10 protein-coding genes are annotated in these 19167 nt (G+C 57.6%); 2 read left to right on the top strand and 8 right to left on the bottom strand.

From position 1 onward, the window contains the following. Position 1: 1 nt before the first annotated feature. The 5 genes from narI to L466_RS11360 all read right to left on the bottom strand — a co-directional run bounded on the left by narI (position 2) and on the right by L466_RS11360 (position 8440). Positions 2 to 679, bottom strand: coding sequence for a respiratory nitrate reductase subunit gamma (narI, locus tag L466_RS11340; RefSeq protein ID WP_014170469.1), 678 nt, complete (start codon positions 677 to 679; stop codon positions 2 to 4). Further along, entirely contained in the window at positions 679 to 1389 is a 711-nt protein-coding gene (gene narJ, locus L466_RS11345; protein WP_032680836.1) for a nitrate reductase molybdenum cofactor assembly chaperone, read from the bottom strand. The genes narI and narJ overlap by 1 nt, the downstream gene beginning before the upstream one ends. Then, on the bottom strand, positions 1386 to 2921 hold the full coding sequence (gene narH, locus L466_RS11350; RefSeq protein ID WP_032680835.1) for a nitrate reductase subunit beta: 1536 nt from the start codon (positions 2919 to 2921) through the stop codon (positions 1386 to 1388). Before narH ends, narJ begins: the two co-directional genes overlap by 4 nt. Then, positions 2918 to 6661, bottom strand: coding sequence for a nitrate reductase subunit alpha (locus L466_RS11355; protein WP_032680833.1), 3744 nt, complete (start codon positions 6659 to 6661; stop codon positions 2918 to 2920). The genes narH and L466_RS11355 overlap by 4 nt, the downstream gene beginning before the upstream one ends. A gap of 381 nt (positions 6662 to 7042) precedes the next feature. Further along, entirely contained in the window at positions 7043 to 8440 is a 1398-nt protein-coding gene (locus tag L466_RS11360; protein WP_020882361.1) for a NarK family nitrate/nitrite MFS transporter, read from the bottom strand. A gap of 309 nt (positions 8441 to 8749) precedes the next feature. On the opposite strand from L466_RS11360, the gene narX reads away from it, so the two are divergent. Next, entirely contained in the window at positions 8750 to 10546 is a 1797-nt protein-coding gene (gene narX, locus L466_RS11365) for a nitrate/nitrite two-component system sensor histidine kinase NarX (RefSeq protein ID WP_025203922.1), read from the top strand. Beyond that, positions 10539 to 11189, top strand: coding sequence for a two-component system response regulator NarL (gene narL, locus L466_RS11370; RefSeq protein WP_003856701.1), 651 nt, complete (start codon positions 10539 to 10541; stop codon positions 11187 to 11189). The genes narX and narL overlap by 8 nt, the downstream gene beginning before the upstream one ends. 3 nt (positions 11190 to 11192) lie before the next feature. On the opposite strand, the gene L466_RS11375 is transcribed toward narL, so the two are convergent. The 3 genes from L466_RS11375 to nirB form a co-directional block, all read right to left on the bottom strand. Then, a complete protein-coding gene (locus L466_RS11375) occupies positions 11193 to 12599 on the bottom strand; it encodes a YchO/YchP family invasin (RefSeq protein WP_032669735.1) in 1407 nt (468 codons plus the stop codon). A 75-nt stretch (positions 12600 to 12674) separates the two neighbouring features. Further along, on the bottom strand, positions 12675 to 15173 hold the full coding sequence (locus tag L466_RS11380; RefSeq protein ID WP_032680832.1) for a nitrate reductase: 2499 nt from the start codon (positions 15171 to 15173) through the stop codon (positions 12675 to 12677). Then, positions 15170 to 19156 (bottom strand): nitrite reductase large subunit NirB, encoded by a 3987-nt coding sequence (gene nirB, locus L466_RS0122470; RefSeq protein WP_081750643.1) that lies wholly within the window; start codon positions 19154 to 19156, stop codon positions 15170 to 15172. The genes L466_RS11380 and nirB overlap by 4 nt, the downstream gene beginning before the upstream one ends. Positions 19157 to 19167: the final 11 nt, after the last annotated feature.

Genomic DNA, 19167 nt, shown 5'->3' with positions numbered 1-19167 from the left:
ATTAGCGACGGGCGCGAACAATCTGATATTTGCGCGTCAGATACTCCACCGGTGCACTCCAGATATGCACCAGACGAGAGAACGGGAACAGCACAAACAGCGTCATCCCGAGCACCAGGTGCACGCGGAAGATAAACGCCACACCGTCAAGGTGCTCAGACGCACCACCGTGGAAAGTCACCACAGACTGCGCCCAGCCGACCAGCTTCATCATTTCGCTGCCATCCATATGCTGAGCCGAGAACGGAATGGTCAGCAGACCCAGCGCACACTGCACCATCAGCAGGGACAAAATCAAAATGTCCGCGCCGGTGGTGGTCGCGCGAACGCGCGGGCTGAACAGACGGCGTTTGAGCAGCAGTAAACCGCCCACCAGCGTCATCACGCCGCAGGCACCGCCGGCAATCATCGCCATTTTCTGCTTCACCTCAATCGGCAGGAATGACTCATACATCCAGTGCGGCGTCAGCATTCCGAGGAAGTGACCCGCAAAAATCCCCAGGATCCCGATGTGGAACAGGTTAGAAGCCAGGTTCATCCCTTTGCGATCGAGCATCTGGCTGGAGGCAGCACGCCAGGTGTACTGGCCGTAGTCATAACGCAGCCAGCTTCCCACCAGGAACACGGTGCCCGCGATATACGGGTAAATGTCAAAGAAGAACATATTCAGGAAGTGCATTATTGCTGTCCTCCGTTAGAGATATTCAAATATTGCGGGGCAACGGCTCCGGCAAAACGACGTTGGTGAGCGGAGATTTCAGACTCACCGCAGTTCTGGTCAGCCATGAATTTCACCTGCTCTTCCTCCCAGACCGCATCCAGCGCCTGTGGCGTATCATCTCGGGCTTCATCGGCGATCTTCTCCGCAACTTTTTCACTGTCGACCGATGCGTTGGCGAGCTTCACCAGCAGGTCGAACAGCACCGCGTAACGGCTCTCGCGCTGCTGAAGTCGTGCGCCGAGCAGCGCCAGGATCGGCGCGATGTCCTGCAGACCACCCAGCGCCTCCTCATTAGGCAACTGCGCCAGATACTCAAGATAGAGCGGCAGGTGGTCCGGCAGCTCGCGGCTGTCGAGCTGCAGGCCGTGTTGCTCGTACTGTCCCATCAGGTCAACCATCGCCTGACCGCGGTCACGTGACTCACCGTGAACATGTTCGAACAGCAGCAGCGACGTCGCGCGTCCGCGGTCAAACAGCTGGCTGTAATCCGCCTGCGCATCCAGTAAATCGCGCGCTAACAGGTCCCGGAGGAAAACGGCCAGTGTCTGGGCATCCTCTTTCTCAAGATTTTCAGATGACGCGAGTGCATCAAAGAGCTCCTGCTGATGCTGCGCAAGCGCAGCATCCGGGTACTCGAGCAGACGCGAAACAATGACAAGTTCAATCATTGGTGCGGCTCCGTTTTGCTCGTCACATCCAGGGCATCGATGCGGCGGCTGTTGAAGAGATTGAATTTCGTGTCTGAACCGTGGCAACCGTCGCCAAAGGTAAAGCCACAGCCATTTTTCTCCGGGAAGGCTTCGCGAGCCAGTTCACGGTGGCTGCTCGGCACCACGAAACGGTCTTCGTAATTGGCAATCGCCAGGTAACGGTACATCTCCTGCGCCTGGGCTTCGGTCAGACCTACCGCTTCCAGTGCACGGGTATCGTTAACACCGTCAACGGTTTCAGCGCGTTTGAAGTGGCGCATCGCCAGCATACGTTTCAGCGCCAGCAGGACCGGCTGGGTATCCCCTGCGGTTAACAGGTTTGCCAGATACTGAACCGGGATACGCAGGCTTTCCACGTCTGGCAGAATGCCGTTGCTGCCCAGCTCACCCGCATCCGCAGCAGACTGGATCGGAGACAGCGGCGGCACGTACCAGACCATCGGCAGCGTGCGGTATTCCGGATGCAGCGGCAGCGCCAACTTCCAGTCCATCGCCATTTTGTACACCGGAGACTGCTGCGCCGCGTCAATCACGCTCTGCGGAACGCCGTCTTTCAGCGCCTGCTCAATCACTTTCGGATCGTTAGGATCAAGGAAAACGTCCAGCTGACGCTGATAGAGATCTTTCTCGTTCTCGGTGCTGGCTGCATTTTCAATCGCGTCCGCGTCGTACAGCAGCACGCCGAGGTAACGAATACGGCCCACGCAGCTCTCAGAGCAGACGGTTGGCATACCGGCTTCAATACGTGGATAGCAGAAGATGCACTTCTCAGACTTGCCGCTCTTCCAGTTGAAGTAGATTTTTTTGTACGGGCAACCGGTAATACACATACGCCAGCCGCGGCACTTGTCCTGGTCGATCAGCACAATGCCATCTTCTTCACGCTTATAGATGGCTCCGCTCGGACAGGTCGCCACGCACGCCGGGTTAAGGCAGTGCTCGCACAGACGCGGCAGATACATCATGAAGGTGTTTTCGAACTGGCCGTACATCGCCTTCTGCATGTTCTCGAAGTTCTGGTCTTTGGCGCGTTTTTCGAACTCGCCGCCCAGAATCTCTTCCCAGTTTGGACCGCTGGTGATCTTATCCATACGCTGCCCGGTAATGAGCGAGCGTGGACGTGCGATCGGCTGATGTTTGCTTTCCGGCGCGTTGTGCAGGTTCTGGTAGTCGTAATCAAACGGCTCGTAGTAATCATCGATGCCCGGCAGATGCGGGTTGGCGAAGATTTTACCGAGCAGCATCGCACGGTTACCCATGCGCGGCTGCAGTTTACCGTTGATTTTACGGATCCAGCCGCCCTTCCATTTCTCCTGGTTTTCCCAGTCGATTGGAAAGCCTGTGCCGGGTTTACTTTCCACGTTATTGAACCACGCGTACTCCATCCCTTCGCGGCTGGTCCAGACGTTTTTACAGGTGACTGAGCAGGTATGACAGCCGATGCATTTATCCAGATTCAGCACCATGCCGACTTGTGAACGAATTTTCATTTTACGCTCTCCTGTACCTGGTCATTACCTTCGCCGTCTAACCAGTTAATATTCTTCATCTTACGTACCACCACGAACTCATCGCGGTTAGATCCTACCGTGCCGTAGTAGTTAAAGCCGTAGGCCAGCTGCGCATAGCCGCCGATCATGTGCGTCGGTTTTGGCGTAATACGGGTCACGGAGTTGTGAATGCCGCCGCGCTGCTCGGTGATTTCAGAACCCGGCAGGTTAACGATACGTTCCTGCGCGTGGTACATCATGGTCATCCCGGCCGGGACACGCTGGCTGACAACCGCACGCGCCGTCAGCGCACCGTTGCTGTTGAACACTTCAATCCAGTCGTTATCTTCAATGCCCAGATCTTTGGCGTCCGTCTCGCTCATCCACACAATCGGGCCACCGCGGGACAACGTCAGCATCAGCAGGTTGTCGCTGTAGGTGGAGTGAATGCCCCACTTCTGGTGCGGCGTCAGGAAGTTCAGCGCCTTCTCCGGGTTACCGTTCGATTTCGTACCCATTACCGCTTTCACGGAGCGGGTATCGATTGGCGGACGATAAACCAGCAGGCTCTCACCGAAGTCGCGCATCCACTGGTGATCCTGATACAGGGACTGACGACCGGACAGGGTACGCCATGGGATCAGCTCGTGAACGTTGGTGTAGCCAGCGTTGTAGGAGACGTGTTCATCTTCCAGGCCAGACCAGGTCGGGCTGGAGATAATTTTGCGCGGCTGAGCCTGAATATCGCGGAAGCGGATCTTCTCTTCCTCTTTATTCGTCGCCAGATGGGTATGATCGCGACCGGTAAACTCACTCAGTGCCGCCCATGCTTTCACCGCCACGTGACCGTTGGTTTCCGGTGCCAGAGTCAGGATCATTTCTGCAGCATCAATGGCCGTGTTCAGCATTGGCTGGCCTTTGGCCGGGCCGTCTGCTTTGGTGTAATTGAGCTTACGCAGCAGGTCCATTTCGCTCTGGGTATTCCACGCAATCCCTTTACCCCCGTTACCGATTTTTTCCATCAGCGGGCCGATAGAGGTAAAGCGTTCGTACGTTGCCGGGTAGTCACGTTCAACGGGAATAATGTGCGGCGCAGTCACACCCGGGATCAGGTCGCACTCGCCTTTTTTCCAGTCCTTCACGTCCAGCGGCTGCGCCAGTTCGGCTGCAGAGTCGTGCTGAATCGGCAGGGTCACCACATCGGTCTCTTTGCCCAGATGTCCTACGCACACTTCGGAGAATTTCTTCGCGATATCTTTGTAGATATCCCAGTCGCTTTTGGATTCCCACGCCGGGTCAACGGCTGCAGACAGCGGATGAATAAACGGATGCATATCCGAGGTATTCATGTCGTCTTTTTCATACCAGGTAGCGGTTGGCAGCACGATATCGGAATACAGGCAGGTACTGGACAGACGGAAGTCCAGCGTCACAACCAGATCCAGCTTGCCGTCCAGACCGTTGTCTTTCCACTCCACTTCTTCTGGTTTCACGCCGCCCTGCTTGCCAAGATCTTTCCCCTGAATACCGTTTTCAGTACCCAGCAGATATTTCAGCATGTACTCGTGGCCTTTACCGGAGGAGCCCAGCAGGTTAGAGCGCCAGATAAACAGGTTACGCGGATGGTTTTTGCCGTTTTCAGGCTGCTCGGCCGCAAAGCGAATGGTGCCTTCTTTCAGTGCCTTGACGGTGTAATCCGCCGGGGTCATGCCCGCTTTCTTCGCCTCGTCAGCAATGCGCAGCGGGTTAGTCCCTAACTGAGGTGCAGACGGCAGCCAGCCCATGCGTTCAGCGCGGACGTTAAAGTCGATCAGGTGGCCGCTGTAGCGGGATTTATCCGCCATTGGCGACAGCAGTTCCTGGGCCGTTACCGTCTCGTAGCGCCACTGGCTGGAGTGGTTGTAGAAGTAAGACGTACTGTTCATATGACGCGCCGGACGCTGCCAGTCGAGGGCAAACGCCAGTGGCTGCCAGCCCGTCTGCGGACGCAGTTTTTCCTGGCCGACATAGTGCGCCCAGCCGCCGCCGCTTTGACCCACACAACCGCAGAAGATCAGCATGTTGATCAGGCCACGATAGTTCATATCAAGGTGATACCAGTGGTTCAGACCGGCACCAACAATGATCATTGAACGGCCATGCGTCTTGTCAGCATTTTCAGCGAATTCACGGGCGATACGGGTGATGTGTGCACGCGGCACGCCAGTGATCTGCTCTGCCCAGGCCGGGGTATACGCTTTGATGTCGTCGTAGCTGGTTGCGCAGTTTTCATCATTCAGGCCGCGCTCCAGGCCGTAGTTGGCCAGCGTCAGGTCATACACGGTGGTCACCAGCGCCGTCGACCCATCCGCCAGCTGCAGACGTTTGACCGGCAGCTTATGCATCAGGATGTTCTGCAGCTCAACTTTGTTGAAATGCTCGGACCCTTCGCCGCCGAAGTACGGGAAGCCCACATCAGCAATTTCGTCCTGGCTACCCAACATGCTCAGACGCAGTTCAGTCTCTTCACCGGTGGTACCGTTACGCTGCTCGAGGTTCCACTTGCCCTTCTCGCCCCAGCGGAAACCGATAGAGCCGTTGGGTGCCACCAGCTCGCCGTTATTGTTATAGGCGACCGTTTTCCACTCAGGATTGTTTTCCTGACCCAGCGCATCCACCAGATCGGCGGCACGCAGCGTGCGGCCCGCTGCATAGTAGCCATCACGCTCTTCCAGCATGACCAGCATCGGCATGTCGGTATAGCGACGGACATAGTCAGTAAAGTACTGGCTGGGTTTATCGAGGTGGAACTCACGCAGCATCACGTGGCCCATCGCCAGCGCCATCGCGGAGTCGGTACCCTGTTTAGGTGCCAGCCACAGGTCGCACAGCTTGGCAATTTCCGCATAGTCCGGGGTTACCGCAACGGTTTTGGTGCCTTTGTAACGCACTTCCGTGAAGAAGTGGGCATCCGGCGTACGGGTCTGCGGAACGTTAGAGCCCCAGGCAATAATGTAGCTGGAGTTGTACCAGTCAGCAGATTCCGGCACGTCGGTCTGCTCGCCCCAGGTCTGCGGAGAGGCTGGCGGCAGGTCGCAGTACCAGTCGTAGAAGCTCAGACAGGTTCCGCCGATAAGCGACAGATAACGAGCACCTGAGGCGTAAGAGACCATCGACATCGCCGGGATAGGCGAGAAGCCCGCGACGCGGTCCGGTCCGTAGGTTTTGACGGTATAAACGTTAGAGGCAGCAATCAGTTCGTTGACCTCTTTCCAGGAAGAACGAACAAAGCCACCGCGACCGCGCGCCTGCTTAAAGCTTTTTGCTTTGTCGGCATCTTCGATAATGGATGCCCAGGCATCAACCGGATCGCTGTGCAGCACTTTCGCTTCACGCCACATTTTCATCAGGCGTTTGCGCATCAGAGGGTATTTCAGACGGTTGGCGCTGTACAGATACCAGGAGTAGCTTGCACCACGCGGGCAGCCACGAGGTTCGTGGTTTGGCATATCCGGACGGGTACGTGGATAGTCGGTCTGCTGCATTTCCCATGTCACCAGGCCGTTTTTAACGAAAATCTTCCAGCTACATGAGCCAGTGCAGTTCACGCCGTGGGTCGAACGGACGACTTTGTCATGCTGCCAGCGCTGACGGTAACCGTCTTCCCAGTCCCGGTTGGTCTCCAGAACCTGGCCGTGCCCATCGGCAAAAGTTTCACCCTTCTGTTTGAAGTAGCGAAACCGGTCCAAAAATTTGCTCATCGGGTATCTCCTGTGTGGAGCCTGTGGCTCTCTAAATCGACATTGCTGATTTGCAGCGAAGGTAACGCTCTGATAGATGGCGAGAATTGATAACGATCAAGGCGGAGAGGGAGTTTCAGGTGGGGTATTAGATCGGATACCACCAAAGCGGTAGATTTTTAATTTCTATAAGCCATTAATTTATAATGATATTTATAATTTATCGTACAAAAAGCAGGGCTAAATTTAACATCTCAGGTATTAAGGGGTAGAACGCCCTGTAAAGCGATGGCGATCACAGTGTTACCCGCAGGCATTGTTCCTCAAACGCCATCAGTATGTTGTAACTACTGTAATAATAAAAAAACGCGGCCCGAAGGCCGCGCAAACGGATAATCACACTTACTTATTTTTCTTGGTATTACGGCCATATACCAGCCACGTAATCACTACGCAGGCGATATAGAAAACGAGGAAGACTTTCATTGCCCCTGCCGGAGAGCCGGTCAGGTCCAGAGAGATACCGAACGCTTTCGGAATAAAGAAGCCGCCAATTGCGCCGATGGCAGAGATAAAGCCCAGTGCAGCAGCCGTATCCGTCGCGGCTTCACGCATGGCCTGCTCTTCGCTTCCGCCCTGCGCTTTAACGCGATCCATCGTCAGTTTACGGAAGATAACGGAAATCATCTGGAAGGTCGATGCGCTACCCAGACCGGCCGTCAGGAACAGCACCATAAACACGCCGAAGAAGGCGGTAAAGTTGCCACCCTGGCCATTGGCGGGCAGCGTCAGGAACAGCAGCGCACAGAAAACAGCCATGATCACAAAGTTCACCAGCGTCACGCGTGTTCCGCCCAGACGGTCAGACACCATCCCGCCCAGTGAACGCGCCAGGGCACCGATGAACGGACCAAAGAAGGCAAACTGCAGGATCTGCACTTCCGGGAACTGTGTTTTGGACAGCATGGCAAAGCCTGCGGAGAAACCGATAAACGACCCGAAGGTTGCCAGATAAAGCAGCGCCATGACCCACAGGTGCCCGCGTTTCAGCACCGGCAACTGCTCGCTCAGCGAAGCCTTAGATGCCGACAGATCGTTCATAAAGAACCATGCCGCCAGGGTGAAGACCACCAGGAACGGAACCCAAATCCACGCCGCATTCTGCAGGTACAGGGAAGAACCATCCGCCTGCTCGACGCCACCGCCACCAAAGGCTGCAAAAATGGAGACAGAGATTGCCAGCGGTGCAATTAACTGCATCACGCTTACGCCCATGTTTCCCAGACCGCCGTTAATACCCAGCGCACCGCCCTGCTTCGCTTTCGGGAAGAAGAAGCTGATGTTCGCCATACTGGAGGCGAAGTTAGCGCCAGCAAAACCGCACAGCAGGGAGATAATCACGAACACGCTGAAAGGCGTGGAGGTATCCTGCACCGCAAAACCCAGCCACACGCAAGGTACGATCATGATGCCCGTACTGAACGCCGTCCAGCGACGACCGCCAAACACCGGCACCATAAACGCGTAAGGGACGCGCAGCAGCGCGCCGGACAGCGACGGCAACGCAGTCAGCATAAACAGCTGATCGGTCGTAAAGGTAAAACCCACTTTTGGCAGATTGACTGCCACTGCACTAAACAACATCCATACGCAAAACGCTAACAGCAAACACGGAACGGAAATCCACAGATTCCGGCTCGCTATACGATGGCCGCGCTGTTGCCAGAACGCCGGATCCTCTGGACGCCATTCAGTAATAACGGCACCATTTTCCCTTTCGGGAGCGGATGAGTGACTCATAGACACCTCTGATTCTCGAATGATGCTGCAAACATTAGGGTTTTAGGGCGGCGGTAAGTTGATATAAATCAAAGGAAAAGTGGGAGGTTTTACAGCGCGAAAAAAGCCCTTATCCTTAGTGAGTAGGCTATTTCAGTAAAAAAGACGTGGTTTTTCACGGCACTGAAGCGTCTCCGATACTGCCTCCTCCTGCCGCTTACTCCGTTGGCAATTTAGGGGTAATCCTTTATTGGTATGGGTATACTCCTGGGTATGCACCAGAATAGCGCCATTCCTGCAAGCAGGCCACGTCAGGAGCCCGGCAACTCTATGTTAAAAAGATGTTTATCTCCGCTAACACTGGTTAACCAGTTGGCACTGATCGTTATGCTGTCCACCGCCCTCGGTGTGACCGGTATGGCGATTTCTGGCTGGCTGGTACAGGGCGTACAGGGTAATGCGCATGCCATCAACGAGGCAGGCTCTCTACGCATGCAGAGTTATCGCCTGCTGGCGTCGGTACCGCTGACGGAAGACGATCAGCCTCTGATCGACGAAATGGAGCGTACCGCGTTCAGCCCGGAGCTGGAACGCGCCGCCATCCGTGACGGGCAGGAATCACAGCTTAAATCCCTGCAAAACTACTGGCACACCCAGCTTCAGCCTGGTCTGAAACAGGCGCGCAATACTGAGACCGTGGCAAGGGACGTCGCGGGCTTTGTGTCGCGCATTGACGCGCTGGTCTCCTCTTTCGATCAGACCACAGAATTGCGTATCGACCGGGTGCTGATGGTTCACCGTGCCATGGCGTTGTTTATGGGGCTGCTGCTGATTTTCACCATCCTCTGGCTGCGCGCCCGGCTGTTGAACCCCTGGAAACAGCTGCTGGCGATGGCCCGCGCGGTGACCGCACGTGATTTTACTCAGCGCACGCATATCAGCGGGCGGAATGAAATGGCGATGCTGGGCCAGGCGCTGAATACCATGTCCGAAGAACTCTCCGAAAGCTACGCCGTGCTGGAAAAACGCGTGCAGGAGAAAACGGCAGGGCTGGAGCAGAAAAACGAAATCCTCTCCTTCCTGTGGCAGGCCAACCGTCGTCTGCATATGCAGGTACCGTTATGTGAACGCCTCTCGCCGGTGCTGAATGGCCTGCAAAATCTGACCTTGCTGCATGACCTGGAGCTGCGGGTCTACGATGTTGAAGATGAAGATAATCATCAGGAATTTACCTGTCAGTCCGACATGTCCTGCGATGACAAAGGCTGTCATCTTTGCCCGCGAGGCTTGCCGCCCCTCACCTCCGGCGGTACGACACTGAAGTGGCGACTGACGGACAGCCATACCCAGTACGGTATCCTGCTGGCCACGCTGCCCGCCGGGCGGCATCTGAGCCACGATCAGCAGCAGCTGGTCGATACGCTGGTCGAGCAGCTGACCGCTACGCTGGCGCTCGACCGCCATCAGGAAAAGCAACAGCAGCTGATCGTCATGGAAGAGCGTGCGACTATCGCGCGCGAACTGCATGACTCCATCGCCCAGTCGCTCTCCTGTATGAAAATGCAGGTCAGCTGTCTGCAGATGCAGGATGCGGAGATGCCGGAAAGCAACAAACAGCTGCTGAGCCAGATCCGCAACGAACTCAATACCTCATGGATTCAGCTTCGCGAGCTATTAACCACCTTCCGCCTGCAGCTGACCGAGCCTGGCCTGCGCCCCGCGCTGGAGTCCAGTTGCCATGAATTTAGCGCCCGACTGGGGTTCCCGGTGAAGCTTGATTATCAGCTGCCGCCGCGGTTTGTCCCCTCCCATCAGGCGATTCATCTACTGCAGATCGCCCGTGAAGCCCTGAGCAACGTGCTCAAACATGCTGACGCGACGGCGGTCACCGTTACCGTCAGCCAGCACGATAATCAGGTCAGGCTCACGGTTCATGACAACGGCTGCGGCGTGCCGGAAAATGCCGAAAGAACTAACCATTATGGTTTAATTATCATGCGAGACCGCGCCCAAAGCCTGCGCGGTGATTGCCAGGTTCGCCGGCGAGAGACAGGTGGCACGGAAGTCGTGGTCACCTTTATTCCCGAAAAACCGCTCACAACTGCTCAAGGAGAAACCCATGACTAATCAGGAACCGGCATCCATCCTGTTGATCGACGACCATCCGATGCTGCGTACTGGCGTTAAACAGCTGGTCAGCATGGCACCCGATATCACCGTCGTTGGCGAAGCCAGCAATGGCGAACAGGGCATTGAGCTTGCCGAATCGCTTGATCCCGATCTGATTCTGCTCGATCTCAACATGCCGGGCATGAACGGTCTGGAAACGCTCGACAAGCTGCGGGAAAAATCGCTCTCCGGACGCGTAGTGGTCTTTAGCGTCTCGAACCATGAAGAGGATGTGGTGACGGCGCTCAAGCGTGGCGCGGACGGCTACCTGCTGAAAGATATGGAGCCGGAAGATCTGCTCAAGGCCCTGCAACAGGCCGCCGCAGGTGAGATGGTACTGAGCGAAGCCTTAACGCCGGTGCTGGCCGCCAGCCTGCGGGCAAACCGCGCCACCTCGGATCGCGATGTCAGCCAGCTAACGCCGCGTGAGCGCGATATTCTGAAGCTGATTGCCCAGGGCCTGCCGAATAAAATGATTGCGCGTCGCCTGGATATCACCGAAAGCACGGTCAAAGTGCATGTGAAACATATGCTGAAGAAAATGAAGTTAAAATCCCGGGTTGAAGCCGCGGTATGGGTACACCAGGAACGTATTTTTTAAGCATTACTCATCCGGCAGCAGCTTCCAGCGCGGATCGTCGGTGGGTAATGCCACAAGCGGTTGCGCCACAGCCAGCGTGATCTCATTGGACGAGACGCGCTTGCCATCATTATCTTCGACCACCACCGAAAGCCGCCAGCGGTTGCTCGCGCCTTCACTGTCATCCCAGGCAGGCATAATCACGCTCCAGCCGTCTTCGCTGGTATTGTTGGCCGGCGATGTCAGACTCAGCGCCTGCGTATCTCCCTGCCAGTGCAGCTGGCGAATCCCGTGCTTACTGCGGATCTGCAGCTTAAGCATCACGGTTTCGCCCCCTTTAAGATCCCACGGCGGTGTCGCCAGGTAGACGGACAACGTTTTGCTCTGGCGGAACTCCATCACCGGCAGGTTATCCCGCTCTGGCGAATCATAGCGACTGCCGCGCAGAGAACGGGTGGCGGCGACTTCACTGGCAGAAAGTTGCTTCACCAGCGGCACGCCAAAGCGGTAGTTGAGCTTGAGGCCAAGATTATTCTGGCTCACCCCACTCTCCCCTTGCTTATGCCCGGCGGTGAGGGTTACCAGCGGAACGGGGGTATAATTCAGCCCCAGATTGACCGCCACCGGGTTGTGATAACCGGTACCGCTGTTGAACAGGTCAACGTTATCACCAAAATATTGCTCAAAACTGACGCTGGTATTCAGGTGATGGAACCACGGCAACCACGCTTTAGCGGTCACGTCGTACCCCCGGGCCATGCGTTGTTCCTGAATGTCGGAGCGATCGCGCCAGCCGGCAAAGGGCTGATAATAGTTCGCAGACAGACGCAGGTTTTCACCCCACACTTCCGCACCTAACCCGGCACGCTGCAGGTTTTCATCCAGCAGATTGTCGTAAAAGGTGTTGTAGCCGAGCAACCATTTTCCGGCAACCCAGCGCTGCCCAATGCCGGCATTGCTCACCAGACCGTCAGTCTGCTGCGTCAGGCCAAGCTGGCTCCAGCTCAGATAACGGTTGTTATCGTTCCACGGAATAAACCAGCTGCCGCTGCTGCCGTTAAATTTGCCGTCGTCATCCACCAGCAAGTTCACGCTGGCGTTCCCCCACGGTGAAAGCCAGGATTCAATATGCTGGTTCACTTCGCCGCTCACCGCGTCACGCACCTTGCCAAAGGCAAACTGACGCGCCTGCTCGCCTGTCGTCAGGCCGTTATCGGTCATACTGGCTTCGCCAAACGCTTTCGCCATTTCTGCCAGATGTTTTTCGCCCTCGGTCGTGGGCGCCGCCATGCCGAGATCGGGCAGATTATCCCCGTTGTTATCAAAGGGGTTCTGTGCCTGTTGCACAAAGGAATTCGGCGCACCGTGAACGGCTCCGACCGGAATGAGGGGGAGTAAAGCAAGTAAACGAAGATGAGATGAAACAGCCATTAACGTCGTAAGAAATACCCGATGCTTACGTGAGAACACCGGGTACCTTACCGTTATTCCTCACGTTTTGCAGCCTTAAGAGGAATTTTCCGGAATATCCTGAAACATTGTTTTTAGTTCAGGCACACAGGAGCCGCAGTTCGTTCCGCAGCGCAGCCTGGCACCCAGCGCCGCGACGGAATCACACCCTCCCCCAATCGCCTCGCGTATGACGGTTTCCCCCACGCTGAAACAGCTGCAGATGATCCGGCCCGGATCGACACTGTCCCCTGTTCCCTGTCCATTCAACAACGCGTGGCGCTCAGCAAGCGTCACGGGAGGTGAACGAAACGCGGCTTCAATTACCGCGTGCGCCAGTGTCGGTAACGCAGTGCCTTCCCAGAACCCGAGCATCAGTTGTCCGTCATGCCAGGCCAGCACGCTGCTGCGCTCGCTGGTCTGCGCGACCTGCAGCTGCCAGCCCCGTTCACTGGCATACTGCATAACCCACGCCAGCAACGGCTTATCCCCCGCCACCGTCAGACGTGAGACTTTACGCCACCAGCAGACCGAGGGTGGAAGCTCCGGCAGTTCACGGGCATAAAGCTCACCCTGCCAGCCCGGCTGCCAGGGCATAATCCTGACGGCTGTCTGTTTACTCTCGGGCTGACCGGACAGCGGGTCACAGCGCCCTTCCACCAGCGCATTCACCTTCCCCTGGCGGGCAAACTGGGCATTCCAGTGCATTGGCACAAACAGCTCACCTTCTCGCTGCCCGTCAGCGATACGCACTCTTGCCAGCATCACCCCACGCGGAGAACTGATGCGCGCCAGCTGTCCGTCGTACAGTGAGAAGCGCATGGCATCGGCGGCGCCGATCTCAACACACGGCTCAGCACTATGCTGCATCAGTTTCGGGACGTACCCCGTCCGGGTCATGGTGTGCCACTGATCGCGGATACGTCCGGTATTGAGAATCAGCGGGTATAGCGCGTTTATTGCCGCACCGTGTGGTTGAGGCTCTACCGGCACAATTTCCCGGCGCGCAAAGGCCCCCGCTGGCCACTGATAAGGCTCAAGCCGGTCCCATTCCTCACGGGTAAGTGACGTCAGTTCATGAAGGTTAAACGCCCGCGCGCCGTCATTTTCAAAGGCCGAGAGCGCAGCATGCTCACAAAAAATTTGCTGCGGATGTTCCCAGGCGAAGGCTTCACCAAAGCCCAGCGCCTGTGCCACCCGGGCGATGACCCACCAGTCCGGTTTGGTCTCGCCTGGCGCCGGCAGAAAGGCGCGCTGGCGCGAAATACGCCGCTCGGAATTGGTTACCGAACCGTCTTTCTCCCCCCACGCCTGCACCGGGAAGCGGATATGGGCATAGCGGCTGGTGTCGGTCTCCTGCATCACCTCGGAGACAATCACCAGCGGGCAATTTTCCAGCGCCTGGCACACTGCGTGGCTGTCCGGCAGCGAGACGGCAGGATTGGTGCCCATGATCCACACCGCTTTCACTTCGCCGCGGGCGATCGCATCAAACAACTCCACCGCCATCAGGCCCGGCGTCTGGGCCAGTCTTTCCGTACCCCAGAAACGCGCCACCCGCGAAAGAGACTCCGGCTCGAAATTCATGTGAGCGGCAAGCTGGTTCGCCAGCCCACCCACCTCCCGCCCCCCCATCGCGTTAGGCTGTCCGGTCAGCGAAAACGGTCCGCAGCCCTGACGGGCGAATTTTCCGCTGGCCAGATGAACGTTGATGATGGCATTACACTTGTCGCTGCCGCTTGAGGACTGATTAATGCCCATGGTGTAGAGCGTGATGGCCCGCGGCGCAGTCACAAACCAGTCGTAGAAGGTCCCCACGTCCTCGGTTGAGAGCCCACAAAACTCAGCCACCCGGGCGATGGGCCACGCGTCGGTTCCCTGAATCAGATTGAGTAAACCGACAAACAGCCCGGCGTCACTGCCGGGCGTAAGCACCAGATGCAGGTCAGCGATATCGCAGGTGGCCGTTTTGCGCGGATCGATAACCACAACTTTCATCGCAGGGTTGTTCTGGCGCGCCTGTACCAGCCGCTGATACAGCACCGGATGGGTCCATGCCGCATTTGACCCGACCAGCACCACCAGATCGCTGTTTTCCACATCCTCATAGCTGCACGGCACCACATCTTCACCAAACGCGCGCTTGTAGCCTGCCACCGCGGACGACATACAGAGCCGCGAGTTGGTATCTATGTTTGCCGCACCGATAAACCCTTTCATCAGCTTATTGGCGGCGTAATAGTCCTCAGTCAGCAGCTGGCCGGAGGCGTAAAACGCCACCGCCTGTGGTCCCCAGGTGTCGATGATGGTCTTCAGCCGTTCACCTGCCGCCGCCAGCGCCCGGGACCATTCAACCTCCTGCCCGTCGACCACCGGGTGCAGCAGTCGACCCTGCAGACCGGTCGTTTCGCCTAATGCCGAGCCTTTAACGCACAGGCGTCCAAAACTGGCGGGATGGCGTTCATCTCCGCGCACGGTAACCTTCTCACCCTCTACCGTTGCGATCACGCCGCAACCCACCCCGCAGTAGGGGCACGTCGTTCGGGTTTCATTCATGACGCCTCCGCACGCAAGATCTGTGCGTCGTTCCCGACCCACACCTGACCGTTTTCTATTTTCACCGGCCAGGCGCGCACCGCAGGTTCCCCGTTATCGACCTGACAGCCGTCGCGCAGACGGATACGCTGCTTATAGATCGGAGAGATGACCACCGGCTCGCCGGCAGCATCGCCCAGAATACCGCGTGAAAGCACGTTTGCTGTGCTGCCCGGCTCGAGGTCGTCGAGGGCATAGACAGATTGACCAAAGCGGAAAAGCGCAATCGGTTTTCGCCCCAGCCGGGCGCCGATCCCCGCCTGCTCAGGGATCTCATCGATAGCGCAGACCGCTTGCCAGCGTTTATTCTCTTCTACCGGCTGACGGTTCACTTCGGTACGGAACAACGCCAGACGGCTCGGATCGTTAAGCGTGGTCTGCCATTCACACTGGTAGGTTTCCACCACGCGGGCCATCTCCTGTTCCAGCTCGTGCGCAATGCCCAGGCTGTCGTGAAGAATCACCTCGCGCAGGTAGTCGATCCCCCCTTCCAGATTGTCCATCCACGTACTGGTACGCTGCAGGCGATCCGCCGTGCGGATGTAGAACATCAGGAAGCGGTCGACGGTGCGGATCAGCGTCTCGTCATCCAGATCGCTGGCAAAGAGATCCGCATGGCGCGGTTTCATGCCGCCGTTACCGCAGAGATAAAGGTTCCAGCCTTTGTCGGTCGCAATGACGCCCACGTCCTTGCTCTGAGCCTCCGCACATTCACGGGTACAACCGGACACGGCCATTTTAATTTTGTGCGGCGCGCGTAAGCCTTTATAGCGGTGCTCAAGCGTGACCGCGAGACGCGTGGAATCTTGCACGCCATAGCGGCACCAGGTCGACCCGACGCAGGATTTCACCGTGCGCAGGGATTTACCGTACGCGTGACCGGTCTCAAATCCGGCCTCCACCAGCGCCTGCCAGATCGCCGGCAGCTGGTCGAGCGTGGCGCCAAAGAGGTCGATACGCTGTCCGCCCGTGATTTTGCTGTACAGCTGGTAGCGTTTGGCGATCTGGCCGATAGCTATCAAGCCGTCGGCCGACACTTCCCCTGCAGGCATCCGGGGCACGATGGAGTACGTCCCGTCTTTCTGAATATTGGCAAAATAACGGTCGTTGGTGTCCTGCAGCGGCAGATGTGCCGGTTTCAGCAGGTACTCATTCCAGCAGGAGGCGAGCACTGACCCCACCAGCGGTTTACAGATTTCGCAACCGTGCCCCTGCCCGTAACGGTTGATAAGCTGGTCGAAGGTACGAATATGATTGACGCGCACCAGGTGATAGATTTCCTGACGCGACCACGGGAAGTGTTCGCAGATGTCCTTTTTCACCTCCACGCCCTGCTCCGCAAGCTGGTACTCCATCACCTGTTTCACCAGCGCGCTGCATCCTCCGCAACCGGTCGCGGCTTTGGTGCACTGTTTTATGGCTCCAATATCCGCGGCACCGGCACTTACCGCCTGACAGATATCACCTTTGCTGACGTTATGGCAGGAGCAGATCTGCGCACTGTCAGGCAGTGCCGCCACGCCGAGGGCTTTTGGCGCGCTTCCGGCGAAGGAAGGTAAAATCAGCGTTTCAGGCTCTTTGGGCAACGCTATGCCGTTGAGCATCATCTGCACCAGGGTCGCATATTCGCTGGCATCCCCCACCAGTACGCCGCCCAACAGGGTTTTATTGTCCTCACTGACCACGATCTTTTTATAGATTTGCTGCGGACCATGCGTCCATTGATAGCTTAGCGCGCCGGGCGTTCTTCCATGGGCATCGCCAAACGAGGCCACATCTACCCCCAGCAGCTTCAGTTTGGTGCTCATGTCAGCCCCGGTAAAGGCGCTCGCCTCTCCCGCCAGCGTGGCCGATGCCACCCGCGCCATCTGATAACCCGGGGCGACCAGACCAAAAATTTTACCCTCCCAAAGCGCACATTCACCGATAGCGAACACGTCTTTATCGGAAGTCTGGCACTGGTTATCAATGCAAATCCCGCCGCGCTCTCCGGTCGCCAGGCCACTGCTGCGCCCCAGTGCATCCTGCGGGCGAATACCTGCAGAGAAGACCACGATGTCAGTTTCCAGCTGTTCACCGTCCGCAAAGCGCATCACCAGCCCGCCGTTCGCAGAGACGATGTCGGTGGTGGCTTTGCTGGTGTGAACGCCCACGCCGAGCGCTTCGATTTTTTTGCGCAGCATGGCCGCGCCGTCGTTGTCGAGTTGTACCGCCATCAGGTGTGGCGCAAACTCCACGACGTGCGTTTCCAGGCCCAGCTGTTTCAGGGCATTCGCGGCTTCCAGTCCCAGCAGGCCACCGCCAATGACCACCCCGCGACGGGATTGCTTTGCCTGCGCGGCGATGTTATCCAGGTCGTCCAGCGTACGGTAAACAAAGCAGCCCGGCAGCGTGCTGCCCGGTACCGGAGGCACAAACGGGTACGAGCCGGTCGCCAGCACCAGTTTGTCCCAGTGGGTTTCATGCCCACTGGCGGTACGCACGACGTGTGCGTCGCGATCGATACTCACAATTTGCTGCGAGAGGCGAAGCTCAATGCCGTGTTCAGCAAAGAAATCACCGTCCACCAGCGAGAGCGATTCTGCGCTTCGTCCGCCAAAATACTCTGACAAATGCACACGATCGTAGGCGGCATAGCGCTCTTCGCCAAAAACGATAATCTGGTACTGTCGGTGCAAATTGCGCTTCACATAGTCTTCGAGAAAATGATGGCCGACCATACCGTGTCCAACCACCACCAGCGTAGGTTTTGTCATAGCGTTTTGTCCTGCAACCTGCGGTTGCGTAGTGAATCGATTGAACAGCCAGTCCGCGTGGGCGGGCGCAGCCGTTGCCAGTAAATCGGTGAATGTTGCCGCGTTGCGGCAATCCCCCATCAGCAGCACGCCAGCAAGCGCACCGCGATGCAGTAACAAACGGCGATAGTGACGGGTCAGCGGATCCCAGGCGCTCCAGACCACATCGTCCGGCAGAACCTCTGCTCGCCCGGCGCTGAACAGCTCCACACCGGGTACTTTGAGGCGCATGCCGCTGTCGGTCAGGGCAAATGGCGTGCTAGCCTCCCCAGCCAGCCGGGCGGCGAGGATATCTGCCTGCGCCAGGCAAGGTGCGACCAGGCCGAACGTCTGGCCGTCGATTTCACAGCACTCACCAATGGCGCTGATCGCCGGGACTGAGGTCTGCATCTGGTGGTTAACCACAATGCCGCGGGCACAGTGAATGCCGCTGGCTTTTGCCAGTGCGACATTGGGCTGCACGCCGGTCGCCAGCACCACGCGACAGGCGTTAATCTTGCGTCCGTTGTGTAACGTCACGGCATCCGCCGCAATGGCGGTCATTCCCGATGACAGTTCGCAGCGAACGCCGCGCTCCGCCAGCGCCTCTTCTAGCAAAACGCCTGCCTGCCCATCGAGCTGCTGTTCCATCAGCCACGCACCACGATGCACCAGCGTGACGTTGTCACAAGACCGGGCCAGTGCCGCTGCGACCTCGACGCCGAGCACCCCACCGCCCAGCACTACAGCTGGCCCCGGGTTCTCCTGAATCGCGCGGATATCGGCCAGCGTACGAAAGGTGAAGACATGCGGAGCGTCACCGCCCGGAATGGGGGGTACAAAAGGCGTCGACCCGGTGGCAAAGACCAGTTCGTCCCAGGCCAGCGTGGTTGCTGTGGTACGGACCTCGCGTTTCTCAACATCCACGGAGAGCACCTTTTCGCCTCGTCGTACCGTCACACCCCGTGCGTGATACCAGGCGTCATCCTGCAGGCGGATCTGCTGCGCCTGTTTTTCCCCGCCCAGTACCGGCGAGAGCATGATGCGGTTGTAGGCGTGTTCCGACTCCTCGCCAAACACGGTGATCGTGAAGCGACCAGGCGCACGCTCGGTCAGCGAGGCAATCAGCCGTGTTGCGGCCATCCCATTACCGATAACGATCAGTCGCATCACCGCCTCCG

The sequence above is a fragment of the Enterobacter sp. BIDMC 30 genome (assembly GCF_000534355.1).
In the GTDB taxonomy this organism is placed as follows: domain Bacteria; phylum Pseudomonadota; class Gammaproteobacteria; order Enterobacterales; family Enterobacteriaceae; genus Enterobacter; species Enterobacter ludwigii.
This window is presented reverse-complemented; position numbering and strand designations above follow the sequence as displayed.